The sequence below is a fragment of the Streptomyces pallidus (ex Mingjun et al. 2026) genome, from assembly GCF_051550185.1.
Taxonomy (GTDB): Bacteria; Actinomycetota; Actinomycetes; order Streptomycetales; family Streptomycetaceae; genus Streptomyces.
Genome location: NZ_CP196181.1, coordinates 3,180,273 through 3,202,965 on the forward strand (window position 1 = coordinate 3,180,273; position 22,693 = coordinate 3,202,965).

24 protein-coding genes are annotated in these 22,693 nt (G+C 72.4%); 14 read left to right on the forward strand and 10 right to left on the reverse strand.

All coding sequences use genetic code 11. The features are described from left to right. Positions 1 to 24: 24 nt before the first annotated feature. Positions 25 to 1,419, reverse strand: coding sequence for a DUF6716 putative glycosyltransferase (locus ACSHWO_RS13625; protein WP_438319079.1), 1,395 nt, complete (start codon positions 1,417 to 1,419; stop codon positions 25 to 27). A 203-nt stretch (positions 1,420 to 1,622) separates the two neighbouring features. Between ACSHWO_RS13625 and ACSHWO_RS13630 the strand changes: the two genes are divergently transcribed. Both ACSHWO_RS13630 and ACSHWO_RS13635 read left to right on the forward strand, forming a co-directional pair. Continuing rightward, the gene (locus tag ACSHWO_RS13630; protein WP_438312075.1) at positions 1,623 to 2,597 is read left to right on the forward strand and encodes a glycosyltransferase family 2 protein; all 975 of its coding nucleotides are present in this window, start codon (positions 1,623 to 1,625) and stop codon (positions 2,595 to 2,597) included. Continuing rightward, positions 2,597 to 4,006: a polysialyltransferase family glycosyltransferase gene (locus ACSHWO_RS13635; protein WP_438312077.1), complete on the forward strand. Its 1,410-nt coding sequence runs from the start codon at positions 2,597 to 2,599 to the stop codon at positions 4,004 to 4,006. The genes ACSHWO_RS13630 and ACSHWO_RS13635 overlap by 1 nt, the downstream gene beginning before the upstream one ends. Positions 4,007 to 4,015: 9 nt before the next feature. Here ACSHWO_RS13635 and leuE read toward each other — a convergent pair whose 3' ends face one another. After that, a complete protein-coding gene (leuE, locus tag ACSHWO_RS13640) occupies positions 4,016 to 4,675 on the reverse strand; it encodes a leucine efflux protein LeuE (RefSeq protein WP_361093507.1) in 660 nt (219 codons plus the stop codon). A 54-nt stretch (positions 4,676 to 4,729) separates the two neighbouring features. Next, positions 4,730 to 6,310, reverse strand: coding sequence for an acyl-CoA mutase large subunit family protein (locus ACSHWO_RS13645; protein WP_438312080.1), 1,581 nt, complete (start codon positions 6,308 to 6,310; stop codon positions 4,730 to 4,732). Positions 6,311 to 6,496: 186 nt separating this feature from the next. Between ACSHWO_RS13645 and ACSHWO_RS13650 the strand changes: the two genes are divergently transcribed. Further along, entirely contained in the window at positions 6,497 to 7,366 is an 870-nt protein-coding gene (locus ACSHWO_RS13650; protein WP_438312082.1) for a L,D-transpeptidase family protein, read from the forward strand. 392 nt (positions 7,367 to 7,758) lie between these two features. Here ACSHWO_RS13650 and ACSHWO_RS13655 read toward each other — a convergent pair whose 3' ends face one another. Then, the gene (locus ACSHWO_RS13655) at positions 7,759 to 8,814 is read right to left on the reverse strand and encodes a hypothetical protein (protein WP_438312084.1); all 1,056 of its coding nucleotides are present in this window, start codon (positions 8,812 to 8,814) and stop codon (positions 7,759 to 7,761) included. Continuing rightward, positions 8,814 to 9,557, reverse strand: a complete 744-nt coding sequence (locus tag ACSHWO_RS13660; RefSeq protein ID WP_361093683.1) for an RNA polymerase sigma factor — start codon at positions 9,555 to 9,557, stop codon at positions 8,814 to 8,816. Before ACSHWO_RS13660 ends, ACSHWO_RS13655 begins: the two co-directional genes overlap by 1 nt. A 446-nt stretch (positions 9,558 to 10,003) precedes the next feature. Between ACSHWO_RS13660 and ACSHWO_RS13665 the strand changes: the two genes are divergently transcribed. The 7 genes from ACSHWO_RS13665 to ACSHWO_RS13695 all read left to right on the forward strand — a co-directional run bounded on the left by ACSHWO_RS13665 (position 10,004) and on the right by ACSHWO_RS13695 (position 15,559). After that, a complete protein-coding gene (locus ACSHWO_RS13665; RefSeq protein WP_385847624.1) occupies positions 10,004 to 10,480 on the forward strand; it encodes a 2-oxo-4-hydroxy-4-carboxy-5-ureidoimidazoline decarboxylase in 477 nt (158 codons plus the stop codon). 133 nt (positions 10,481 to 10,613) lie between these two features. After that, positions 10,614 to 10,994 (forward strand): succinate dehydrogenase, cytochrome b556 subunit, encoded by a 381-nt coding sequence (sdhC, locus tag ACSHWO_RS13670; RefSeq protein ID WP_361093522.1) that lies wholly within the window; start codon positions 10,614 to 10,616, stop codon positions 10,992 to 10,994. 5 nt (positions 10,995 to 10,999) lie between these two features. Further along, positions 11,000 to 11,482, forward strand: coding sequence for a succinate dehydrogenase hydrophobic membrane anchor subunit (locus tag ACSHWO_RS13675; protein ID WP_361093525.1), 483 nt, complete (start codon positions 11,000 to 11,002; stop codon positions 11,480 to 11,482). A gap of 26 nt (positions 11,483 to 11,508) precedes the next feature. Further along, positions 11,509 to 13,263, forward strand: coding sequence for a succinate dehydrogenase flavoprotein subunit (gene sdhA / locus ACSHWO_RS13680; protein WP_361093528.1), 1,755 nt, complete (start codon positions 11,509 to 11,511; stop codon positions 13,261 to 13,263). Continuing rightward, positions 13,263 to 14,021 (forward strand): succinate dehydrogenase iron-sulfur subunit, encoded by a 759-nt coding sequence (locus ACSHWO_RS13685; RefSeq protein WP_361093530.1) that lies wholly within the window; start codon positions 13,263 to 13,265, stop codon positions 14,019 to 14,021. Before sdhA ends, ACSHWO_RS13685 begins: the two co-directional genes overlap by 1 nt. 211 nt (positions 14,022 to 14,232) lie before the next feature. Continuing rightward, positions 14,233 to 14,838, forward strand: a complete 606-nt coding sequence (locus ACSHWO_RS13690) for a Uma2 family endonuclease (RefSeq protein WP_385847632.1) — start codon at positions 14,233 to 14,235, stop codon at positions 14,836 to 14,838. 106 nt (positions 14,839 to 14,944) lie between these two features. Then, complete coding sequence (locus ACSHWO_RS13695) at positions 14,945 to 15,559, forward strand: Uma2 family endonuclease (protein ID WP_385847636.1); 615 nt, start codon at positions 14,945 to 14,947, stop codon at positions 15,557 to 15,559. Positions 15,560 to 15,654: 95 nt separating this feature from the next. Here the strand turns inward: ACSHWO_RS13695 and ACSHWO_RS13700 are convergent, their stop codons facing one another. Continuing rightward, complete coding sequence (locus tag ACSHWO_RS13700; protein WP_438312089.1) at positions 15,655 to 15,951, reverse strand: hypothetical protein; 297 nt, start codon at positions 15,949 to 15,951, stop codon at positions 15,655 to 15,657. Between the two features lie 400 nt (positions 15,952 to 16,351). On the opposite strand from ACSHWO_RS13700, the gene ACSHWO_RS13705 reads away from it, so the two are divergent. Genes ACSHWO_RS13705 through ACSHWO_RS13715 form a run of 3 tightly spaced genes read left to right on the forward strand, consistent with a single transcriptional unit; the run spans position 16,352 to position 18,015 of the window. Then, positions 16,352 to 16,759, forward strand: coding sequence for a hypothetical protein (locus ACSHWO_RS13705; RefSeq protein WP_438312091.1), 408 nt, complete (start codon positions 16,352 to 16,354; stop codon positions 16,757 to 16,759). 3 nt (positions 16,760 to 16,762) lie between these two features. Continuing rightward, on the forward strand, positions 16,763 to 17,242 hold the full coding sequence (locus ACSHWO_RS13710; RefSeq protein WP_438312093.1) for a thiol-disulfide oxidoreductase DCC family protein: 480 nt from the start codon (positions 16,763 to 16,765) through the stop codon (positions 17,240 to 17,242). A gap of 11 nt (positions 17,243 to 17,253) precedes the next feature. Continuing rightward, positions 17,254 to 18,015 (forward strand): TetR/AcrR family transcriptional regulator, encoded by a 762-nt coding sequence (locus tag ACSHWO_RS13715; protein ID WP_438312095.1) that lies wholly within the window; start codon positions 17,254 to 17,256, stop codon positions 18,013 to 18,015. On the opposite strand, the gene ACSHWO_RS13720 is transcribed toward ACSHWO_RS13715, so the two are convergent. From ACSHWO_RS13720 to ACSHWO_RS13730, 3 genes are all read right to left on the reverse strand, one after another. Further along, a complete protein-coding gene (locus ACSHWO_RS13720; RefSeq protein ID WP_438312097.1) occupies positions 18,012 to 18,455 on the reverse strand; it encodes a zinc-binding dehydrogenase in 444 nt (147 codons plus the stop codon). The two genes, ACSHWO_RS13715 and ACSHWO_RS13720, sit on opposite strands and share 4 nt — an antisense overlap. 109 nt (positions 18,456 to 18,564) lie before the next feature. Next, on the reverse strand, positions 18,565 to 19,938 hold the full coding sequence (locus ACSHWO_RS13725; protein WP_438312100.1) for a metallophosphoesterase: 1,374 nt from the start codon (positions 19,936 to 19,938) through the stop codon (positions 18,565 to 18,567). Continuing rightward, a complete protein-coding gene (locus ACSHWO_RS13730) occupies positions 19,935 to 20,195 on the reverse strand; it encodes an SCO4848 family membrane protein (RefSeq protein WP_361093551.1) in 261 nt (86 codons plus the stop codon). The genes ACSHWO_RS13725 and ACSHWO_RS13730 overlap by 4 nt, the downstream gene beginning before the upstream one ends. Positions 20,196 to 20,337: 142 nt before the next feature. Here ACSHWO_RS13730 and ACSHWO_RS13735 point away from each other — a divergent pair, with 142 nt between their 5' ends. Next, the gene (locus tag ACSHWO_RS13735; RefSeq protein ID WP_385847702.1) at positions 20,338 to 21,573 is read left to right on the forward strand and encodes a D-alanyl-D-alanine carboxypeptidase family protein; all 1,236 of its coding nucleotides are present in this window, start codon (positions 20,338 to 20,340) and stop codon (positions 21,571 to 21,573) included. Positions 21,574 to 21,588: 15 nt separating this feature from the next. On the opposite strand, the gene ACSHWO_RS13740 is transcribed toward ACSHWO_RS13735, so the two are convergent. After that, entirely contained in the window at positions 21,589 to 22,545 is a 957-nt protein-coding gene (locus ACSHWO_RS13740; RefSeq protein WP_438312102.1) for a YihY/virulence factor BrkB family protein, read from the reverse strand. Positions 22,546 to 22,693 lie beyond the last annotated feature (148 nt).

The following is a 22,693-nucleotide window of genomic DNA, read 5'->3' on the forward strand; positions in this document are numbered from 1 at the left end:
GCGCGGGTGCTTCGGTGCGGGTCGTCACAGCTCCCCCAGTCGGCGGATCACCGGGGCCACGCGCTGCACCCCGTGCCGGTAGGCCCCGCGGGCGGCCTCGCGCAGGTGCCGCCGCAGCAGCCGCCGCAGCAGGGACTCGTGGGCCGGCTCGCGGAGGGCGCCGGGCAGCGGGGTCCCGTCGGGGGCGAGGTGCTGGCGGGCGAGGATCCCCGGGAGGTACCCGGGGGCGGTGGTGCGGGTGTAGTACGGGTCGACCGGCGGCAGCCAGGGCCGCGCGGCCAGTTCGGCGACCCGGGCCCGGGCGGCGGCGTACGGGTCCGCGGCGTCGGCGGCGTCCTCGTCGGCGTCGGCTGTGCGGTCTCCCGGGACCCCGTGCGCGGCGAGCCAGGACGGGTCGGGCTGCGGGAGCAGTCCCGCGTCCAGCTGGTCCCAGGAGGCGAGGCAGCCCGAGCCGATGAAGTGGTGGTTGCCCAGGGACTCGCGGATGCCGAGGTCGGTGAGGACCGCGGTCGGGATGCCCCGGTGCAGGGACTCCAGCGCGGCGGTGGAGGAGACGGTGACCAGCAGGTCGGTGCCGTCCAGGACCTCGCCCATGTTCCCGTAGGCGAGCCGGCAGTTCGGCGGCAGCCCGCCGGGGATCCGCTCGGCGAGCCGCTGGTACGGCTGCTCCTCCAGGTGCGTGGTGTGCTCCCCGGGGCGGCTGCGCAGTTTGACGAGCACCTCGCGGTCCGGGTGGGAGCGGGCGTGGGCGGCGGCCCGTCCGAGCAGGTACGCCCGGTCCCCCCGGGTCTCGGGCACCGAGGGCTGGACCGCGAAGACGACCCGCAGGGCGCGGCTCGGTGCCGCTCCCGCCGCCCGGTGGGTGCCGCCGGGGCCGGCGTCGGCGAGGAAGGAGAGGGCGGTCTCCGTGACGGAGTCGGCGGCCGCTGCGACGCCCTCGTACACGGCGCGGAAGCGTTCGGCGTCGTGCCGGGAGTTGGCGAGCACGAGGTCGGCGCCGTGCCGCAGCAGCAGTCCGTCGGCGAGCTTCTCGTAGACGACGCCCACGTAGCCGGTGACGAGGACCGGGCGGGCGGCCGGCTCGGGCCACAGGGCGCGGACCCCGTGCAGGACGGCCTGGACGGCGCCGCCGACGAGGGCGAGGACCACCACGTCGGGCCGCTCGCGTTCGAGGGCGGCCAGGAACTCGGGGCAGGTCACCTCGGTGAGCCGGTCGACCCGCACCCCCACCTCGCCGAGCTGGCGGGGGGTCGGGGTGGCGCGGCCGCGCAGCAGGTACCCGGAGAGTTCACCGTGGTCCGGCACGAGGCGGCGGGCGGTGAGGGCACCCCATTTCCAGCGGGTGTCGGAATCGGCGAGGACCGCGACGGAGAGGCCGGTGCGCGGCGTGCGTGATGCACGGGACGCACGGGATGCGATGGTGTCTGCGCGATTGCTGACTGGCACCTGGCAGAAGTTATTCGCGCATTTCGCAGATAGGCCCAACGACCGCACAACATCGGGTTAACAGGCCGTCGACGAAATACGAATCCGCACCGGTTAACGCTCCCGCCCCGCGCCGTTCACGCGAAATACGCACGCGGGTCACGGTGAATGCCACACGGCGTCTTAATGTCTCACAGGTGCCCAAGCTCTCTGTCGTCGTGCCGTTCTACAACGTGCAGACATACGCGCCGGATGCCCTGAAAAGCCTCGAACTCAACGCGCGGGACGATTTCGAGTTCCTGCTGGTCGACGACTGCTCGACGGACGGGACGCCCGCTCTCCTGGAGCGGGCGGCGCGCGAGCTGCCGGGGGCGGTGCACGTCGTGCGCGACCGGAACGGCGGCCTGGCCACCGCCCGCAACACGGGCCTGGACGCGGCCCGCGGCGAGTACCTCGCCTTCCTGGACGGCGACGACTGGCTGGCCCCCGGCCACCTGGCCCGCACCCTGGCCGCCATCGAGGCCCTGAACTGCGATTTCGTCCGCACCGACCATGTCACGGTGACGGGCCGGACGCGGGCGGTCCGGCACGTCCCGCACGGACCGCAGCTGGTGCCCACCGATCCGCGCGCCGGGATCCTGCCGGCCACCCGGTCGACCTGCGTGGACTATCCGTACGCCTGGGCCGGCATGTACCACCGGCGGCTGCTGGACCGGGGGTTGCTGCACTTCACGGACGGGCTGCGCACGGCGGAGGACCGGCCGTGGATCTGGCGCCTGCACCGCCGGGCGCGGTCCTTCGCGGCGGTCGGCCTGCCCGGGGTCTTCTACCGGCGCGGCATTTCCACCTCATTGACGCAGATCACGGACGAGAGGCAGCTCGATTTCATCCGGGCATTCGATCAGGTACTGGACGACACGGCAGCCGACCCCGATTTCGAACAACTGCTCCCGAAAGCCGTGCGAACATATTGTGCAATCATCGCGCACCATGTCGGGTCCATCGAAAGGTTCGAACCACCCGTGGCCGAAAAACTCCGACTCATGAGCGCGGGCGCCCTCCAGCGCATGCCCCCTGAGCTGCTGGACCAGGCCCTGGACGCGATGGACCCGGCGCGCAGCACCCTGCTGCGCCGCCTGCGCCGCCTGCGCAGCGGCAGGGGGGCCGCCTGATGCCCGCCCCCGGACACGTGCCCGGGCTGGTGCCCGGCCCCCTCCCCGGCACCGGCTCGGTCCCCTGCACCCAGCTCTTCCTCGCCTCCACCCTCTACGGCACGGCCACGCTCGCCGCCGGCATCGACGCCGGCTGCTTCCCGCCCGCCCACCGCCGCATCCTGCTGACCAGCGACCACGCCGTCGCCGCCGAGGCCACCCCCGGCCTGGCCGACATGCCCGGCTTCGCCGAGTTGCGCACCCGCTTCGACGAGGTGATCGGCTGGAACGCGGTCATCGCCCCGCTGCACCCCAGCTCCTGGACCCCGCGCCCCGAGGACGTACCCCTGTGGGAGCGTCAGCTGCGCACCCTCTGGGGCCTCGGCGACGACCGCGTCGAGCTGATCGTGGAGTCCCTCCAGGTCCCGCCGGCCCGGGCCCTGTGCCAGCTCTTCCCCGGCGCCGCCGTCGACGTGTACGCCGACGGCCTGATGAGCTACGGCCCCACCCGCTTCCGCCTCGACGCCCAGCTCGGCACCCGCGTGCGCCGGGTCCTCCACCCCGACCTGGTGCCCGGTCTGGAGCCGCTGCTGCTGACCGAGTTCGGCGTGCCCTCCGAACGGCTGCCGACCGGGGCCCTGCTGAAGGTCCTCGACGGGCTCCCGGCCGAGGCGCCCGAGCTCGCCGGGGTCGGGGAGGGGCCGGCGCTGCTGCTCGGCCAGTACCTCTCCGCGCTCGACCTGCTCTCCCCGCGCGAGGAGGAGGACCTGCACGTGGGCATGGTCCGCGGGGCGCACGCCCTCGGCCACCACGAGCTGGTGTTCAAGCCCCACCCCAGCGCCCCCGCCGAGTACTCCCGGCGCGCCGCCGCGGAGGCCGAGCGGCTCGGCGTCCGACTCACCGTCGCCGCCGCCCCGGTGCTGGCCGAGTGCCTGTACCGGCGGCTCCGCCCGGCCCTGGTCGTCGGCTGCTTCTCCACCGGGCTGCTGACCGCGGCCACGCTGTACGGGCTTCCCGTCGCGCGCACCGGCACCGAGGCCGTGCTGGCCCGACTGACCCCGTACCAGAACAGCAACCGGATCCCGCTGACGGTGGTGGACGCCCTGCTCCCCGACCTCGCGGACGCGACCGCCGTCGCCGACTGGGCCGCCCCCGGCCCGGACCAGGTGCGCGTCCGGCTGGCCGGGCTGGTCACCGCCGTCGGCTACGCCATGCAGCCGCAGGTCCTGGCCGAGCGCCGCGCCGAAGCCGAACGACACCTGGCCGCGCACCCGGACCGGCGCACCCGCGGCTACGTCACGCGCCGGCGCCTGACCGCCCTCGGACTGCCCGGCGGCGTCCCGGCCGGCCTGGCGTTCCTGCCGCAGAACCCGGCGGTGCGGCGCATGGTCCGCAGGCTGCGCCGGCTGCGCGTCGCGGCGCGCTCCTGAGGCCGGCCGTCAGCCGGTGGCGAGCTTGGCGGCGAAACCGAGGAAGAGGACGCCCGCGGCCGAGGTCGCCCCGGCCGACAGCCGCCTGCGGCGGCGGAACGCCGCGGACAGCCGGGTCCCGCCGAATATGAGCAGCGTCAGGTAGAGGAAGCTGCCGACCTGGAGCAGCGTGCCCAGCAGGAGGAAGGAGAGCGCCGGGTAGGCGTAGGCCGGGTCGACGAACTGCACGAAGAAGGAGACCAGGAACAGGATCGCCTTCGGGTTGAACAGGCTGATCAGCAGCGCCCGGCGGTACGGCCGCTCGGCCTCGCCCGCGTCCGCCTCCACGGCCGGGGCGGCCTCCGGCTCCGGCTGCGGCCCGGTCCGCGACCGCCACAGCGACCAGGCGCCGCGCAGCATCCCGACGGCGAGCCAGGTCAGGTAGCCGGCGCCGAGCAGCTTGACGACACCGAAGAGGACCGGGCTGGCCTGGAGCAGGGCCCCGGCACCGGTGGCGGCGAGCGCCATGAGCACGGCGTCGCCCGTGAACACCCCGGCGGCGGCCTTGTAGCCCGTACGCACCCCTCGCCGGGCGGCGACGGAGAGCACGTACAGGGAGTTGGGCCCCGGCAGGAGGATGATCAGGACGAGGCCGATGAGGTAGGTCGGCAGATCGGTGACACCCAGCATGCGCAGGAGTGTCCCATGCAGTTACTCCTGTCGCACGGGTGTTCCAGCATGCGGTCACCAGCGCGATTCGGACGGCTCGTAGGCACCCCACACCTCCCGGAGGGTGGTGCAGACCTCGCCCACCGTGGCCCGGGCGCGCAGGGCCTCCCTCATCGGGTAGAGGACGTTGGCCGTGCCCCGCGCCGCCTCGCGCAGGGCGGCGAGGGACGCTGCGACCGCCGCGCCGTCCCGCTCGGCGCGCAGGGCGGCGAGGGCCTCGCGCTGGCGGACCTCGATGGCCGGGTCGACGCGCAGCGGCTCGTACGGCTCCTCCTCGGCCAGGGCGAAGCGGTTCACCCCCACCACCACCCGCTCGCCGCTGTCGGTCTCCTGCGCGATGCGGTACGCGTTGCGCTCGATCTCCGCCTTCTGGAAGCCGGCCTCGATCGCGGCCACCGCCCCGCCGAGGTCCTCGACGCGGCGCATCAGGTCGAGCGCCGCCGCCTCCACCCCGTCGGTCATCCGCTCCACCGCGTAGCTGCCGGCGAACGGGTCGACGGTGTGCGGGACGTCCGTCTCGTGGGCCAGCACCTGCTGGGTGCGCAGGGCCAGCCGGGCCGCCTTCTCCGTCGGCAGCGCGATGGCCTCGTCGAAGGAGTTCGTGTGCAGCGACTGGGTGCCGCCGAGCACCGCCGCCAGGGCCTGGACCGCCACCCGTACGAGGTTCAGCTCGGGCTGCTGCGCCGTCAGCTGGACGCCGGCGGTCTGGGTGTGGAAACGCAGCATCAGCGACTTGGGGTCCCGCGCCCCGAACTCCTCGCGCATGACGCGGGCCCAGATCCGCCGGGCGGCCCGGAACTTCGCGACCTCCTCCAGCAGGGTGGTGCGCGCGACGAAGAAGAACGACAGGCGGGGGGCGAACTCGTCGACGGCCATCCCGGCGTCCAGCGCGGTGCGCACGTACGCGATCCCGTCGGCCAGGGTGAAGGCGATCTCCTGCGCGGGCGAGGCCCCGGCCTCGGCCATGTGGTAGCCGGAGATGGAGATGGTGTTCCAACGGGGGATCTCGGCCCGGCAGTACCGGAAGGTGTCGGCGGTCAGCCGCAGCGAGGGCCCGGGCGGGAAGATGTACGTCCCGCGGGCGATGTACTCCTTCAGCACGTCGTTCTGCACGGTCCCGGTCAGCTGCCCGCCCGCGATCCCCTGCTCCTCGGCGACCAGCTGGTACAGCAGCAGCAGGAGGGCGGCCGGGGCGTTGATGGTCATCGAGGTGGACACCCGGTCGAGCGGAATCCCGTCGAACAGGGTCCGCATGTCGTCGATCGAGTCGACGGCGACGCCGACCTTGCCGACCTCGCCGTGCGCGAGGGGCGCGTCGGAGTCGTGTCCCATCTGGGTCGGCAGGTCGAAGGCGACGGACAGGCCGGTGCCGCCGCCCGCGATGAGCTGCCGGTAGCGGGCGTTGGATTCGGCCGCCGTCCCGAAGCCCGCGTACTGGCGCATCGTCCACGGCTTGCCGGTGTACATCGACGGGTAGATCCCCCGTGTGTACGGATACGCCCCTGGTTCGCCCAGTTTGGCGTGCGGGTCCCACCCCGTCAGAACCTCCGGCCCGTAGACCGGTTCGATCGGGATGCCGCTCTCGGTGTTCGACATGTGGCCAAGCCCTCCGTAGAGCACAGGAACCCGGGGCTGGTACAACCTTCCCCGCGACGGCTGCCGGCCGTCTTCCTGACGGCTGCTGGTCACAATGGCGCAACATCCCCGCACTCCGTGCAACTCTCCACGCCCGCCAGGCATCACCTAGACACACGACGACCGTAGAATTCGGGGGGACAGCACATGCACCGCCAGAGAGCCATAGTCCGCACACTCGGGGCGGCCGCCGCCGTCGCGCTCGCCGCGACCGCGTGCGGGCCGAAGGCGACGCCGGCCGGCTCCGCCTCCCCGCTCGCCCCGTCCGCGGCGACGAGCACCTCCCCCGAGGTCTCGCCCTCGGCCGACGACAAGCAGGCCTCGCCGTCCGCGTCGCCGTCGCAGTCCGCCTCCCCGTCCGCCTCGGCGTCGGCCTCCCCGACGGTCAAGCCGATCATGGCGAACGGCGACGACAGCGACCAGGTGCGCGAGCTCCAGGCCCGCCTGAAGCAGCTCAAGTTCATGTCGGTGAAGCCGACCGGCTTCTACGGCACGAAGACGACCACCGCGGTCAGGAACTTCCAGTCGAAGTACGGCCTGTCCGCCACCGGCTCGGTCGACGAGGCCACCTGGAAGAAGCTGCAGGGCGCCAGCAAGAAGCCGACGGCCGACGAGCTGCGCCCGCCGGAGGTCAACGAGGCCGACGCGCCCGACCCGCGCTGCATGCAGGGCCGCGTCCTGTGCATCAGCAAGGAGAGCCGCACCCTGGCCTGGATGATCGACGGCAGGGTCGTCTCCACCATGGACGTGCGCTTCGGCTCGGAGAACACCCCGACCCGCGAGGGCGAGTTCAGCGTCGGCTGGAAGGCCAAGGACTGGACGTCGACGATCTACCACACGCCGATGCCGTACGCGATGTTCTTCAGCGGCGGCCAGGCGGTGCACTACTCGGCGGACTTCGCGGCGCGCGGCTACAAGGGCGCCTCGCACGGCTGCGTCAACGTCCGCGACAAGGGCAAGATCGCCGCGCTGTTCGACCAGGTGAAGGTCGGCGACAAGGTCGTCGTCTACTGGTGAGCCGTCCCGGCCGAACGGCCCGAGTCCGGACCCGGGGGGGCCGGACCCGGGCCGTTCTTCTTTGTCCGGGGACCGGCGGCGCCGGGGGGTCGAACGGGTCGCGCACGGCCCGTGCACGGCCCGGGGCCGGAGCCCGGAGGGCCGGGGGGACGGAAGGAGGAAGGGGGGCGCGGGCAGGGCCGGGGGAACGAACCCTGCCCGCGCCGGGTGCGCAGAGCCCAGGGGTACGGGGGGAACCCCGGCTCGTGCGCCGCCGATGACCAGTCGGCTCGATATGTACTGCGCCACGGGTTCGAAAAGTGTTACAGGGTGTTCGTGACACCTGCCGTGAACAGCGCGAAGGCCCGCGCGGAGCGTCGTCGCGGGGCCTTCGGAGTCGTCGGAGCGGGCGGTCAGCGCGGTACGCGCACACCCGGGGAGGCGGTCCCGACCACCGGGGTCGGCTGGGTCATCGGCGCCGCCCGACCGGGCGTCGGGGCCTTGAGTACCTCGCCACTGCCCTCGGTGCTGCGGGGCGCGGTGCCGGTCGTGGACCCGCGGGGCCCGTCGAGCAGCGCCTCGCAGTAGTGCGGGATCCGCGAGAGCCCCTTGGCCAGCTTGGACAGCTTGTCGCGGCGGTCGGCGGTCATGCTGCCGGACCGGTACGCCTCGCACAGGTCCACCGCCTTGAGGCGGGTCTCCCTGTCCTGGCCGCGCAGCTCGGTCGCGCCACCGCCGAGGGTCTCCTTGCCGACGCCGCCGGTGCCGCCCGCGGAGGCCGTGCCGGACGAGGTGTCCGTGCCCGGGCCGAAGCGGGAGTCGGGTCCGGTGCCGCCGCCGTCGGCCGTGCCCGGACCGGCCGCGGAGCCGTCCGGGGTGCCGGGCGCGGTGGTCCCGCCGTCGGCGCTGCGCAACGGGTCGGGGCGCAGCTGCGGTGCGGAGGTGGGGCCGACGCCGCCGGACGGGGCCGGCTTCGCCTCGGCGCTGAGCGTCGCGGCCGGCGCGGGTCCCGCGGAGGTGTGGGTGGCACGGTCCAGCAGGCCGGCGCCGGCGGCCGCGGCGATCCCGCCGACGGCGACGCTGGCCAGCGCCGCGGCCAGCGCGAACCGCACGGGGCGGCCGCGCCGGGACGACGCGGCGGCTCCGGCCCGGGGTGCGGGCAGGGGGATCACGGGGCCGAGGTCCACGACGGGCCCGACCTCCGGGGCGGACCCGGCGGACCCGGCGGCCCGGGTGTCGGCGGCGTCCGGCGCTCCTGCGCGGGCGGCGCGGAACGCGGCCAGCGCAGCCTCCTCCCCGGGCAGTTCCGTCCCGGCGGGGGCCTGCGGCGGCACCAGCATGTCGAGGGCGGCCCGTAGCCGCAGCTCGGCATCCCGGGCATGGCGATCGGCGTCGGGGCCGGCCGGCGCGCCACGCAGCACGCGCTCCGCCGCCGCCCCGTCCAACCACCTGTTGCGCTCGTCGGCCATCACATGTCCTTCTGCGTCCGCCAACGTGAATGCGTCACACCGGTTTGCTCTACGAGGCCACCGCCCCGGCCGCGCTGGGCGGGAACGGCGTCGAGGTCGCGCTGACCCCCGCCCTCCCGGATCCGGCCACCGGCATTATGGCCGACCGTCGACGCCCGGTCCGACGCAGGCTCCGCTTCCGGCCCGCCCACGCCCTCGGCGCACAGCAGCTCCGCCAGCTTCTTCAGTCCGCGGTGGGCCGCGGTACGCACCGCTCCGGGTCGCTTGCCGAGGGTCTCGGCCGCGCTCTTGGCGTCGAGCCCGACCACCACGCGCAGCACCACCGCCTCGGCCTGGTCCTGCGGGAGCCTGGCGATGAGGGCCATGGTCCGGCCGGTGGAGAGGGCCTCCATCGCCTCGCCCGCGGTGTCGCTGTCCGCGGCCCGGCCCGTCAGCTCGGTCTCGTCGCCGCCGATGGCGGGGCGGCGGCCGCGCATGCGGACGTGGTCCAGGGCCCGGTTGCGGGCCACCCGGGCCGCCCAGCCGCGGAAGCGGTCGGCGTCGCCGGTGAAGGAATCGAGGTCGCGGGCGATCTGCAGCCAGGCCTCGGAGGTCACGTCCTCCGCGTCGCCGTCGCCCACGAGCGTGCGTACGTACCCGAGCAGGCGCGGGTGCACGGTGCGGTACACAGCACGGAACGCGTTCTCATCGCCGTCCTGTGCCGCGAGCACCGCGGCGGTCAGCTCCGCGTCGTCCCCCAGCAAAGTCCCCAACCCGTTCACTGACTGTCTTGTACGTGTGGCGCAAATCAGCACGTTACGGCTTTCAAGTACCTTCGTCCACGAGTTGTACGGGGAGCAACCGATCGTGCGCGAACCGGGGTGTGACACAAAACGCATCCGCGGCGCTGTCATGGGTACGGGCTTGTCGCACGAGTCCGTACGGACGGCGACCGGGGCCTCTCCTGTGGGGGGTGGCGGCCTCGGTCGTCTTCCACCCCGTTCCCGTGGACCTCACCACGTCATCCTTTCGGCTCACTTCCGGGGGAAAACCCCGCACCGGCCCGGCGCACCCCGTCCGGCGTCGCTAGCGTGGCGGTACGCCCGTACCGCGCCCCGAGGAGCCCCCGCTGTCCAGCCATCTTCCGGCACCGGCCGGCGGCCTGGCGCGTTTCAACGCCCTGTCCGCCGAGGCGGCCGAGGCCGTCCTGATGGAGTGCTGCGGCAGCCGGCGCTGGGCGCACCGGGTGGCCGCCCACAGACCGTACCCGGACTCGGGCGCCTTGCGGGCGGCTGCCGACGAAGCCTCGTACGACCTCGGCGAGGCGGACCTGGCCGAGGCGCTCGCCGCGGAGTTCCCGCCGGAGCTCGGCCACGGCGCCCCGTACGCGGCCCAGCTGGCGCTGGACGCGGCCCACGCGGAGTACGAGCGCACCTTCGGGCACGCCTTCGTGGTCTGCCTGGACGGGCACCCCCCGGAGGAGCGGGCCGACCAGCTGCTGGGGGCGATCCGCCGGAGGATGGCCCTGGACCGCGAGGAGGAGCGTGCCATCTCGGCGGACGAGCTGCGCCGGCTGGCCCTGGCCAGGCTCACCGACCTGACGCATTGGCTTACCTCCCCGGACGGTGTGTCTGCGGCCGAAACGGGCTATTCGCCCCCGTGGGATAGGCCGTCCGTGCCTGTTTGATCACACCGGAGGACCCCGGGCGAAGGAACCGACAAAGCGTCGCTACGATGTCCGGGGCCGGTGGACCGTACCCGGCCGGGCCCGACCGACAACGAAGCCGGCAGGCCCCCGCCCCGCTTCCGGAGGGTTTTCCGTGCCGGCTGGAACGTTGTACCGCGGCCGGGAAGGAATGTGGTCCTGGGTGGCTCATCGAGTCACCGGCGTCCTCATTTTCTTCTTCCTGTTCGTACACGTCCTCGACACCGCTCTCGTCCGCGTCTCCCCTGAGGCGTACGACGATGTCGTGGCTACCTACAAGACGCCGATCGTCGCGCTGCTGGAGTACGGCCTCGTGGCCGCCATCCTGTTCCACGCGCTGAACGGTCTCCGTGTCATCGCAGTGGACTTCTGGTCCAAGGGCCCCCGCTACCAGAAGCAGATGCTCTGGTGGGTCCTGGCGATCTGGCTGGTGCTGATGGTCGGGGCGCTGTACCCCGTCCTCGGCCACGCTTACCTCGAACTGTTCGGGAAGTGACGCGCATGTCCTCTGACACTTCTTCCGCTCAGGCCATCGGCGACGTGGAGGGCGTGAGCCTCTACGACGTCGACAACCCGGCGCCGTACATCGAGGCACCGCGCAAGCGCACCGCCAAGACCCCGCGTTCGACCCGCGGCAACTTCGAGATGGCCGCATGGCTGTTCATGCGCCTGTCCGGCATCGTCCTCGTCGTCCTGGTCATCGGCCACCTGCTGATCCAGCTGGTGCTGGACGGCGGCGTCTCCAAGGTCGGCTTCGCCTTCGTGGCCGGCCGCTGGGCGTCCCCGTTCTGGCAGGTCTGGGACCTGCTGATGCTGTGGCTGGCGATGCTGCACGGCGCCAACGGCCTGCGTACCGTCATCAACGACTACGCGGAGCGCGCGAACACGCGTCTGTGGCTGAAGGGCCTGCTCTACACCGCCACGGTGTTCACCATCCTTCTGGGCACGCTGGTGATCTTCACCTTCGACCCGAACATCCGCTAGGCAACGGGGCTGAGGCGACACATCTCATGAAGATCCACAAGTACGACACCGTCATCGTCGGCGCCGGTGGCGCGGGCATGCGCGCCGCCATCGAGGCGACGAAGCGCAGCCGCACCGCCGTGCTGACCAAGCTGTACCCCACCCGCTCCCACACGGGCGCCGCGCAGGGCGGCATGGCCGCCGCGCTGGCCAACGTGGAGGAGGACAACTGGGAGTGGCACACCTTCGACACGGTCAAGGGCGGTGACTACCTGGTCGACCAGGACGCCGCCGAGATCCTGGCGAAGGAGGCCATCGACGCCGTCCTCGACCTGGAGAAGATGGGCCTGCCGTTCAACCGCACCCCGGACGGCACCATCGACCAGCGCCGCTTCGGCGGCCACTCGCGCAACCACGGCGAGGCCCCGGTCCGCCGGTCCTGCTACGCCGCGGACCGCACCGGCCACATGATCCTCCAGACGCTGTACCAGAACTGCGTCAAGGAGGGCGTGGAGTTCTTCAACGAGTTCTACGTCCTGGACCAGCTGATCACCGAGGTCGACGGCGTCAGGAAGTCCGCCGGCGTGGTCGCGTACGAGCTGGCCACCGGCGAGATCCACATCTTCCAGGCGAAGGCCGTCGTCTACGCCTCGGGCGGCAACGGCAAGTTCTTCAAGGTGACCTCCAACGCGCACACCCTCACCGGTGACGGCCAGGCGGCCTGCTACCGGCGCGGCCTGCCGCTGGAGGACATGGAGTTCTTCCAGTTCCACCCGACGGGCATCTGGCGCATGGGCATCCTGCTGACGGAGGGCGCCCGCGGTGAGGGCGGCATCCTCCGCAACAAGGACGGCGAGCGCTTCATGGAGAAGTACGCGCCGGTCATGAAGGACCTCGCGTCCCGTGACGTCGTGTCCCGCTCCATCTACACGGAGATCCGCGAGGGCCGCGGCTGCGGTCCCGAGGGCGACCACGTGTACCTGGACCTGACGCACCTGCCGCCGGAGCAGCTGGACGCCAAGCTCCCGGACATCACGGAGTTCGCGCGCACCTACCTCGGCATCGAGCCCTACACGGACCCGATCCCGATCCAGCCCACCGCCCACTACGCCATGGGCGGCATCCCGACCAACGTCGAGGGTGAGGTCCTGGCGGACAACACCACCGTCGTCCCCGGCCTGTACGCGGCCGGCGAGGTCGCGTGCGTGTCGGTGCACGGCGCCAACCGCCTGGGCACCAACTCGCTGCTGGACATCAACGTCTTCGGTCGCCGCGCGGGCATCGCCGCCGCGGAGTACTCCGCCACGTCCGACTACGTCGAGCTGCCGGAGAACCCGGCCCAGCTCGTCGTCGACCTGGTCGAGCGGCTGCGCAACTCCACCGGCTCGGAGCGGGTCGCCGACCTGCGCAACGAGCTGCAGGAGACGATGGACGCGAACGTGTCGGTGTTCCGCACGGAGCAGACCATCAAGACCGCGGTCGAGAAGATCGCGGAGCTGCGCGAGCGCTACAAGAACGTGGCGATCCAGGACAAGGGCAAGCGGTTCAACACGGACCTGCTGGAGGCCATCGAGCTGGGCAACCTGCTCGACCTGGCCGAGGTCATGGCCGTCTCGGCCCTGGCCCGCAAGGAGTCCCGCGGCGGTCACTACCGCGAGGACTACCCGAACCGCGACGACGTCAACTTCATGCGCCACACCATGGCGTACCGCGAGGTGGCGGCCGACGGCAAGGACTCCGTCCGGCTCGACTACAAGCCCGTCGTCACCACCCGCTACCAGCCGATGGAGCGTAAGTACTGATGGCCACCCCGACCCTCGAAAAGGTGGAGGCGGAGTCCGCCGCCTCCCCGTACATCACGGTCACCTTCCGGATCCGCCGCTTCAACCCCGAGGTCTCCGACCAGGCCGAGTGGCAGGACTTCCAGGTCGAGATCGACCCGAAGGAGCGCGTGCTCGACGGTCTCCACAAGATCAAGTGGGACCTGGACGGCACGCTCACCTTCCGCCGCTCCTGCGCGCACGGCATCTGCGGCTCCGACGCGATGCGGATCAACGGCAAGAACCGCCTCGCGTGCAAGACGCTGATCAAGGACATCAACCCGGAGAAGCCCATCACCGTCGAGCCCATCAAGGGCCTGACCGTGATGAAGGACCTCGTGGTCGACATGGAGCCCTTCTTCCAGGCGTACCGGGACGTCATGCCGTTCCTGGTCACCAAGGGCAACGAGCCGACCCGCGAGCGCCTGCAGTCGGCGGAGGACCGGGAGCGCTTCGACGACACGACGAAGTGCATCCTGTGCGCGGCCTGCACCTCCTCCTGCCCGGTGTTCTGGAACGACGGCCAGTACTTCGGCCCGGCGGCGATCGTCAACGCGCACCGCTTCATCTTCGACTCGCGTGACGAGGCCGGCGAGCAGCGCCTGGAGATCCTGAACGAGAAGGACGGCGTGTGGCGCTGCCGCACGACCTTCAACTGCACGGACGCGTGCCCCCGCGGCATCGAGGTCACGAAGGCGATCCAGGAAGTCAAGCGCGCCCTGATCACCCGTCGCTTCTGACCCTCCGGTCACCCGCGTCGCACATACGAGGGCCCCGCACCCGGTTCACCCCGGGCGCGGGGCCCTCGCGTCGTGCTTACCCGTGGGGATGAACGCCTGACGGGATGAACCTTTCATCAGGCCGGGGCGACGCCCGGACGGAGTAGCGTCGCCGATGCCGCTTGTACCGGAGCGCCGTCCGCACCCACACTGAGCGAAGGAGGTGCTTTCCATGTCTGCTCTCGCCCACGAGGCGCCGTGCGACCCGGGCCTCGACGAGGTCCTCTGGCAGGCCTGGAAGGCGATGGACCTTCCGGAGGGCTACCGGGCCGAGATCATCGAAGGGTCCATCGAGGTGTCCCCCACCGGCCGTCGCCGCCACACCGTGCTCGTCCATCGCCTGCGCAGGCTGCTCGAATCCCGACTCACGGGCAGCGGCCTGGAGGTGTACCAGGACGGCAACGTGATCCACGGCCGGAAGGTCTGCATCCCCGACCTCTTCGTGGGGCCCGAAGACCTGGACGAGATCCCCGACGAGGAGGGCCTCGGGGTGGACGCCACCCGTGTGCCGCTCGTGGCGGAGATCGTCTCGCCCGGCAAGGAGGCCCACCGGCGGGACCACGTGCGCAAGCGCCGCCGCTACGCACTGGCCGGGATCGAGGTCTACGTCGTCGTCGACGACTTCGAGGACGAGGGCACCGTGACCGTGTTCAGCTCCCCGGACCCGGAGAAGGGCGTGTACGCCACGAAGACCACCGTGGCCTACGGCACCCCCACGGCCATCCCCGACGGTCCCGCCAAGGGCCTCGAACTGACCGCGGACCTGACCCGGCCCTGAGCCGGCAGACGTCCTGGCCCGTTCGGGTGAGGGCGCGGAATCCGGCCGCCGGAGCGGTCCGCGCCCTACGATGATGCCCTCGACAGCAGCCCACGGGAGGCACGTGATGTCCGCAGCACCCGCTGAGCAGCCCTACGGCGACCGGTCCCTCCTCGACGAGGCCAACCGGCTCATGGAGCGGAACCCCGGCTACCGCGTCGAGATCATCGGAGGACAGATCATCGTGTCCCCACCAGCCGACGGCCCCCACGGGGAAGTCCTGACCGACCTCATCCTGCCCTTCGTCGTGGCGGGGCTGCACGGTGAGGAGGCGAAACTGATCCAGGGTCTTGGGCTCTGGCTCCCCGCCGGACCCTCGGACTACGCCATCCCGGACCTGTCCTTGGTCGACGCCGGTTACAGGGACCACGAGGTCCAGAACAACTGTTACGACCCGGTCGTGTTCCGCCTGGTACTGGAGGTCACCTCCTCCAACTACCAGACCGACCTGCGCACCAAGGTCGCCGCCTACGCCAATGCCCAGGTCCCGGTGTACGTGATCGTCGACCGCAGGCACAACCGCCTGCACGTCCTCACCGACCCGGCGCAGGACGAGTACGCCACCCACCGCGTCCACGCCCCCGGCGAGCTGGTGGCGCTGCCCGAGTCGATCGGGGCCAAGGTCGTGCTGGACGTCGCCGAGGTCCTCGCGGCCGGTGGGTGCAGGGACGGAGCCGGGTAGTGCGGCCGGAGGTCCCGGTGGCCGGGTTCCGTGTAACGGCCGCGTGAGCGACCGGCAGCCGAAACGCCAGCCCTTCGCCGGCTGCTCCCGGCCGTTTACCGGGATGTCGTGCGGGACTCCAGGGCCGCGTCGAGGAGCTTGCGGGTCGGCTTGTGGGTGACACGGCCGGCGAGCCGGGACAGTTCGGCTAGAGCGGGCTCGCCGTCGGTACGGGCCAGTGCCGTGACGCAGGCGCCCGCGACCCTCGGGCTCAGGGCCCCGTGCCCTTCCCGCCGGCACAGCGCGGCCTCGGCGAGGCGACCGAGGGCGGGCACGGAATCGGGGTGCGGGGGCAGGACGGCCAGCGTCCAGGCCAGCCCGCGCAGGGCGGTGGCGTTGTGCGGGTCCCACATCGCGTTGGCGTCGGCCGACGTTGAGCACCGGCCGGGCCAGCTTCGGGACGACCGCGGCCAGCTCACCGTCCACCAGCGCCTGCTCCCAGGCCGAGTAGCCCGTACGCCACCGGACGCCGACCGTGTCGAGCTGCCGCCGCCGCTCGGTGACGAGCACCTCCCCGGACAGGCCCCGGCCGATGAGGGCGACCAGGGCCAGCAGGTGCCTCCCCGGCTCGGTGTGCCTGACCCGTCGTCAAACCCGTCTGGCCGGAAGCGTATCCGCGGGCACCGACAGTGGCCGTCCGGGGGCCGTGAACAGCGCCGCGCCGCCCCCGCACCACAGGCTTGAACCTGTTCAAAAAGAGGTCTACAGTCAGTCCTGCCAACGAGTTGAACACGTTCAAGGGGGGCGAGGGCATTGGACCTCACCGTGGTCGCGTACGTCATCTACCTGCTCATCAGCATCGGCCTGACCATCTGGGTCGCCAGGACCCTCAGCCGCAACGGACGGATCTTCATCGCCGACGTCCTGAACGGGAACGAGAAGCTCGCGGACGCCGTGAACCACCTCCTGGTGGTCGGCTTCTACCTCGTCAACATCGGCTTCGTGACCCTCTACCTGCGGTCGGCCGACACCATCGACTCCGCCCGCACGCTCTTCGAGGTCCTCTCGGTCAAGCTCGGCGTCGTCCTGCTCGTCCTCGGCGTCATGCACCTCGGCAACGTGTGGGTGCTGAACAAGATGCGCCGCCGCGGGATCATGGAGCGCCAGCAGACGCCGCCGGTCGCACCGCAGGCCTGGACCGCTCCTGCTGCCGGGGCCTGACCGATGGCACCGGCAGCAGGGGCTGCCGCCACCCGGCACCTGACCGTCCTGTACGACGCGGACTGCCCGCTGTGCGTCCACATCCGGCACTGGCTGCTCGGGCAGCGGTGGCTGGTCCCGCTCCGGCTCGTGCCGGCCGCGTCCGCGGAGGCACGGCGGAGGTTCCCCGGACTCGACCACGCCTCGACGCTCCGCGAGATCACCGTGGTCGGGGACGCGGGCCAGGTGTGGACCGGCACCGACGCCTTCATCGTCTGCCTGTGGGCACTGGCCGAGCACCGGCCGAAGGCCAACTGGCTCGCCACTCCGGCGGGCCGGCCCTTCGCGCGGGGCGCCATGTACACCGCCTCCGCCTGGCGGCAGGCCGTGAGGACCGAACCCGGCACGGCGCCCGGCACAGAGCCCGGCTCGGAGCCCGGAGCAGAGCCCGGACCGGGCGCGGAAGCACCCGCCTGTGGCGAGCACTGCCGCGCACCCCGATAGGCTCGGACACCGTGACTGATCAGAAGGCTCCCAAGAGCGAGCAGACCCGCACGCTCATCCTCGAAACCGCGCTCCGCCTCTTCCAGGAGCGCGGCTTCGACAAGACGACCATGCGGGCCATCGCCAAGGAGGCCGGAGTCTCGGTCGGCAACGCCTACTACTACTTCGAGTCGAAGGAACACCTGGTCCAGGGCTTCTACGACCGGATCGGCGCCGCCCACCAGGCGGCGGTCCGGCCCATCCTGGACAACGAGACCGACCTGCAGAAGCGGCTCGCCGGCGTACTGCTGAGCTGGCTCGACATCGCGGCGCCGTACCACGAGTTCGCCTCGCAGTTCTTCAAGAACGCCGCGGACCCCGAGAGCCCGCTCAGCCCCTTCTCCCCCGAGTCCGAGCCCGCCCGCAAGCTCGCGATCGACATGCACCGCGAGGTCCTGGCCGGCGCGAAGACCAAGGTGCCGGACGAACTCGTCGACGTGCTGCCCGAGCTGATGTGGCTCTCGCACATGGGGCTCGTCCTGTACTGGGTCTTCGACCGGTCCCCCGACAGCGTCAAGACCCGGCGGCTCGCCGAGCGCGGCGCCCAGCTCACCGCCCGCGGCATCGCCCTGGCCCGCTTCCGGGTGCTGCGTCCGCTGGTCCGCGAGCTGCACGAGCTGTTCGCGGACTTCCTGCCCGGCATGGCGCAGACGGCCGTGTCGAAGAAGAAGCGCGCCTCGGACCCCGCCCCGGAGACGACGGAGACGGAGACGGAGACGGCGCCCAAGTCCTAGCGGCGCTGCGGTTCCGCCGGGCGGACCGTGATGGCGGTCTTGCCGCGGGCCTGACCCGCCGCCAGGCGGCGTACCGCCTCGGGTACGTCGGCCAGCGGGTGGGTGGCGGCCACGACCGGGGTCAGCCGCCCGGCCCCCACCAGCTCGTTCAGCGCTTCGAGGTCGGCCCGCCCGGTCTTCGCGACGAACATCGTCAGCCTCTGCCGCACGAAGGGCGACAGCACGACCGCCCGGAACTGCCGACCGAGCCCGACCCAGTCCCCGGCGTCCTTGCCGCCGGCGATGACGAGGGTCCCGCGCGGGGCGAGGGCCCGGCGCACCGCGTAGGGCCGCCCTGCCGTTCGAACCACAGGACGTGGGCGAGGACGTCGTCGACTTCCTCGCCCAGTTCCCGGCCGGGAGGACCCGCGCCTGGCCGGGTTCGCGCGGGAGCACGTCATGCAGCCCGGGTACGACCACGGGGCCGGGTTCGACTACGGGCTCGACCTCGTCCTGGACGGCCGGGAACGGCGCCTGGCGAGCGGCTGAGCGGCCGCCGGCGCCGTCCGGTCAGGCCTGGTACGAGGCGAGTTCGACGACGGTGATGTCGGAGGGCGCGCCGACCCGGACCGGCGGTCCCCAGGCGCCGGCGCCGCGGGACACGTACAACTGGGTGTCCCCGTAGCGTTCGAGGCCGGCGACGGTCGGGTTGGCCAGCTCGGCGAGGTACTCGCCGGGCCACATCTGCCCGCCGTGGGTGTGCCCGGACAGCTGGAGGTCGACGCCGTGGCGGACGGCGTCGTGGATGACCACCGGCTGGTGGGCGAGGAGCACCGCGGCGCGGGACCGGTCCCGGTCCCCGAGGGCCGCGCGGAAGTCCGGGCCGCTGCCCTCCCGCTCGCCCTGGACGTCGTTGACCCCGGCGAGGTCGAAGTGCGGCAGGGCGCGGCGGGCGTTCTCCAGCGGGGTCAGGCCGAGCTCGCGGACGTGGTCGATCCACTGCTGCGCCCCGGAGAAGTACTCGTGGTTCCCGGTGACGAAGTACGCGCCCTGCCGCGCCCGCAGCCCGGCCAGGGGTTCGGCGGCGGGGCCGAGGTCGGCCACGTCGCCGTCGACCAGGTCGCCGACGATGGCGATGAGGTCGGGCTGGGTGCGGTTGACGGTCTCGACGATCCGGGCGGCGTGCGCCCGGCCGAGGACGGGCCCGAGGTGGACGTCGCTGACGACGGCGATGCGGAAGCCGTGGGCGGCGCGGGGCAGTTTGGCGAGCGGGACCTGCACCCGCTTCACGCGCGGCCCGCGCATCACCCCGTACGTCCCGTACCCGACGGTCCCGGTGGCGGCCGCGACGGCGACGCCGGCGACGGCGCGCGCGACGAACAGCCGACGGCCGATCCCTGCGTCCGACGGCTCCTCCGAGCGCTTGTCCGAGCGCTTGTCCGAGGGCTTCTCCGACAACTCGCCCGACCGCCCGGACGGCCCCGACGGCCCTTCCGGCGCGGGTGCCTCCGGGCCCGGCTCGGGGGCGGAGGCCTGCGCCGCCGCCCCGACCGGGGCGGAGGCCTGCGGCTGCGGCTCGCGCGCCGGTTCGGCCGCCGGCCCCGGCTGCGGCTGCGGACCGCCCGCCGGGCGGCGGCGCAGCAGCACGGCCCGCACCGGCTCCGCGACCAGCAGGGCCATGCTCAGGTACAGCAGGACGGCCAGCCACAGGTAGCCCGGCCAGGCCACCACCTGCTCCAGCACGAAGGGGACCCCGGCGCGGCCTGCGGTCGGGGCGGCCAGCGACAGCAGGGGCAGTACGACGGCGAGGACGGTGCCCACCGTGCGGGCCCGGCTCCCGGGGCGGGTGGTGTCGCGGACCAGGCGGACCCACAACCACCGGTGGACCAGCCCCCACAGGGCCAGTACGAGCAGGGCGACGACGGCGAGGAGCACGACGGTCACTGCTGCGGCCCGCCGCGCGACTCCCGGCGCAGTGCCAGCACCCCGCGCAGCCCGATCACACCAACGGCCGTCCCCAGGAGAAAGGACGTCACGGCCAGGAGAAGGTGTACCCAGAAGTACGCGGTGGGCTCGCCCGCCGCGTCGAAAGCCATACCGCTGCTGTCCTTCCACAGGTTCCGGACGAAAGACACCCAGATGAACCAGCTCCACACGCCGAAGGCGAGCAGGAACCAGGAAGCAGCACGGCTGAGTTTCATGCCCCCAGTATCGGTTCGGTCCCCAGGACGGACGCGCCGGGGTGGGCTGTCCCGGCGGTGGTTGGGCCGACTTGGCCGGTCCCCGGCGGTGGCATGCCCATCTGCATGTACGTTCACCTGCGTGTCTGCCAAGAAGACCGCGATGGCGGTCCTTTCCGCCGCGCTCCTGGCCCCCTCCCTCTTCACGGTGCCCGCGCACGCCTCGCCCGCGCCCCCGGCCGACGGCAAGGGGCAGCCGCAGCAGGCACCGGGCGCGCCCGCACCGCCCGCGTCGATGTCGACCGTCGGCGGGGCCCTGCTCGGCAAGCCGGGCGTGCAGGTCAATCCGCTCGCCGGGGCGCCCACCCTGCCGGCGAACCTGACCGGGCGGTCGTGGATCGTGGCCGACGCCGAGACCGGGGAGGTCCTCGCGGCGAACAACGCGCACTGGCGGCTGCCCCCGGCCTCCACGATGAAGATGCTCTTCGCCGACACGCTGCTGCCCGGCCTCCCCAAGGACCGGCTCCACAAGGTCACCGAGCAGGAGCTGGCCGGTGTCGGGGCCGGCTCCAGCCTGGTCGGCATCAAGGAGGGGCTGGAGTACGCCGTGCACGACCTGTGGCTCGGGGTGTTCCTGCGGTCCGGCAACGACGCCGTGCACGTGCTGTCCGCCATGAACGGCGGCATCGAGAAGACCGTGCGGGACATGCAGGCGCACGCCGAGGAACTCCAGGCCCTCGACACCCACGTCGTGTCGCCCGACGGGTACGACGCCCCCGGGCAGGTGTCGAGCGCGTACGACCTCACCCTGATCGCCCGCTCCGGCCTGCAGAAGCAGGACTTCCGCGAGTACTGCGGCACGGCCAGCGCCCGGTTCCCCGGCGAGCAGGAGGCGGGCAAGCCGCGCGAGTTCTTCGAGATCCAGAACACCAACCGGCTGATGACCGGTGCCGGCGGCCTCACCCCGTACAAAGGCATCGCCGGGGTGAAGAACGGCAACACGACCATGGCCGGGGCCACCTTCACCGGCCTCGCCCAGCACGGCGACAAGAAGCTGCTGGTCACGGTGATGAACACCGACGGAGGGGCGAACTCCGTCTACGAGGAGACCGCCCAGCTCCTCGACTGGGGCTTCGCGGCGGCCGGGAAGGTCAAGCCGGTCGGGGAGCTGGTGCCGCCCCACGGCGCCGACAGCTCCCCGCACGGCTCCCCCGCCAAGTCGCACGACCGGGACCGGTCGGCGGACGGCGCCGGCCGGGGCGGCGGGCTCGGCACCGCGCTCGGCGTCGCGGGCGGGGCGCTGGCCGTCGTCGCGGTCGGGGCGTACGCCGTCAACCGGCGCTGGCCGCTGGCGGAGCGCGGCCGCCGGAAGGAGCGGGCCGGTACCGACGCGCCCTGAGCCGGGCCGGGAGGGTCAGTTCCCGGTTGCGCCCCGGCCCCCGGCCCCCTGCCGGCCCCCGTGCTCGTCCTCGTTCGCGACCGCGCCCGGGCCCGCGCCCGCGTCCTCGCTCCCGTCCGCGGGGCGGGGGCGGGTCGCCGTCCAGGCCGCGCAGAACAGCAGCAGCTTCGCGGTGAAGTTGATCCAGAGCAGCAGGGCGATCGGCACGCCGAAGGCCCCGTACATGCTCTTCGTGGCGACGCCCCGCATATAGCCGCCGAGCAGCAGTTTCAGCAGTTCGAAGCCGACCGCGCCGATGAGGGCGGCCTGGATCAGGCTGCGGCGCGGCGGCTCCGCCCCGGGCAGCAGGGTCAGCAGGTACAGCAGCACCAGGAACGCGGCGACCACGCCGACCAGGAAGGCCGCGGTGCGCAGGACCACGCCGCCCGCACCCTGCTGGGGGACGCCCAGCCAGCCGCCGAACTTGCCGACGGCGGTGGCGCCGATGATCGAGGCGGCGGCAGAGGCCAGACCGACGGCGCCGAGGCCGAGCAGGACGAGGGTGTCCTTGCCCTTGCGGACGAGGACGTTCTCCTCGCCCTCGTCGTCCTTCTCCCAGACGGCGCGCAGGCACTCCCGCATGCTCCCGATCCAGCCGATGCCGGTGAGGAGCAGCAGGGCGCCGGCGACGAGTCCGATGGTGGCCGCGTTGTCGACGAGACCGGCGATGTTGAGCTGGTCGGAGATGCCGGGGACCTGTTCGGCGAGGGTCTTCTGCAGCCGGTCCAGCTGCTCCTGACTGAGCAGGGCCGCACCGACGGCGGCGGCCACGGCGAGGAGCGGGAAGAGCGCGACGAAGCTGATGAAGGTGATCGCGGCGGCGAGCCGGGTCCAGTGGGTGCGGTCCAGGCGTTCGTACGAGCGCCAGGCATGGGTTCGCATCAGCCGGGTGGCCGCCGGGCCGACCACCGGGAGGTTCTTCAGCCAGTCCATGGGCTCACCGTAAAGGAGCCTGCGCAAATCGCAGGGATTGCGACCTTCTGGGACTACGGTCGTCGATTGTGACTTTCCGCCACGGTCTTCGCCCGTTCCACCAGCTGGTTCTGCGCTCGATCGGATTCCGGGCCCGCCGGGTCCTGCG

Bases quoted from the DNA above. Each gene is read 5' to 3' on its own strand.
- ACSHWO_RS13690 (WP_385847632.1), top strand. From the start codon at position 14,233: ATGTCTGCTCTCGCCCACGAGGCGCCGTGCGACCCGGGCCTCGACGAG.
- ACSHWO_RS13675 (WP_361093525.1), top strand. From the start codon at position 11,000: ATGTCCTCTGACACTTCTTCCGCTCAGGCCATCGGCGACGTGGAGGGC.
- ACSHWO_RS13700 (WP_438312089.1), bottom strand. From the start codon at position 15,951: ATGTGGGACCCGCACAACGCCACCGCCCTGCGCGGGCTGGCCTGGACG.
- sdhA (WP_361093528.1), top strand. From the start codon at position 11,509: ATGAAGATCCACAAGTACGACACCGTCATCGTCGGCGCCGGTGGCGCG.
- ACSHWO_RS13635 (WP_438312077.1), top strand. From the start codon at position 2,597: ATGCCCGCCCCCGGACACGTGCCCGGGCTGGTGCCCGGCCCCCTCCCC.
- ACSHWO_RS13655 (WP_438312084.1), bottom strand. From the start codon at position 8,814: ATGGCCGACGAGCGCAACAGGTGGTTGGACGGGGCGGCGGCGGAGCGC.
- ACSHWO_RS13665 (WP_385847624.1), top strand. From the start codon at position 10,004: ATGGAGTGCTGCGGCAGCCGGCGCTGGGCGCACCGGGTGGCCGCCCAC.
- ACSHWO_RS13695 (WP_385847636.1), top strand. From the start codon at position 14,945: ATGTCCGCAGCACCCGCTGAGCAGCCCTACGGCGACCGGTCCCTCCTC.
- ACSHWO_RS13645 (WP_438312080.1), bottom strand. From the start codon at position 6,310: ATGTCGAACACCGAGAGCGGCATCCCGATCGAACCGGTCTACGGGCCG.
- ACSHWO_RS13650 (WP_438312082.1), top strand. From the start codon at position 6,497: ATGCACCGCCAGAGAGCCATAGTCCGCACACTCGGGGCGGCCGCCGCC.
- ACSHWO_RS13740 (WP_438312102.1), bottom strand. From the start codon at position 22,545: ATGGACTGGCTGAAGAACCTCCCGGTGGTCGGCCCGGCGGCCACCCGG.
- ACSHWO_RS13720 (WP_438312097.1), bottom strand. From the start codon at position 18,455: ATGACGTGCTCCCGCGCGAACCCGGCCAGGCGCGGGTCCTCCCGGCCG.
- leuE (WP_361093507.1), bottom strand. From the start codon at position 4,675: ATGCTGGGTGTCACCGATCTGCCGACCTACCTCATCGGCCTCGTCCTG.
- ACSHWO_RS13710 (WP_438312093.1), top strand. From the start codon at position 16,763: ATGGCACCGGCAGCAGGGGCTGCCGCCACCCGGCACCTGACCGTCCTG.
- ACSHWO_RS13730 (WP_361093551.1), bottom strand. From the start codon at position 20,195: ATGAAACTCAGCCGTGCTGCTTCCTGGTTCCTGCTCGCCTTCGGCGTG.
- ACSHWO_RS13685 (WP_361093530.1), top strand. From the start codon at position 13,263: ATGGCCACCCCGACCCTCGAAAAGGTGGAGGCGGAGTCCGCCGCCTCC.
- ACSHWO_RS13735 (WP_385847702.1), top strand. From the start codon at position 20,338: ATGGCGGTCCTTTCCGCCGCGCTCCTGGCCCCCTCCCTCTTCACGGTG.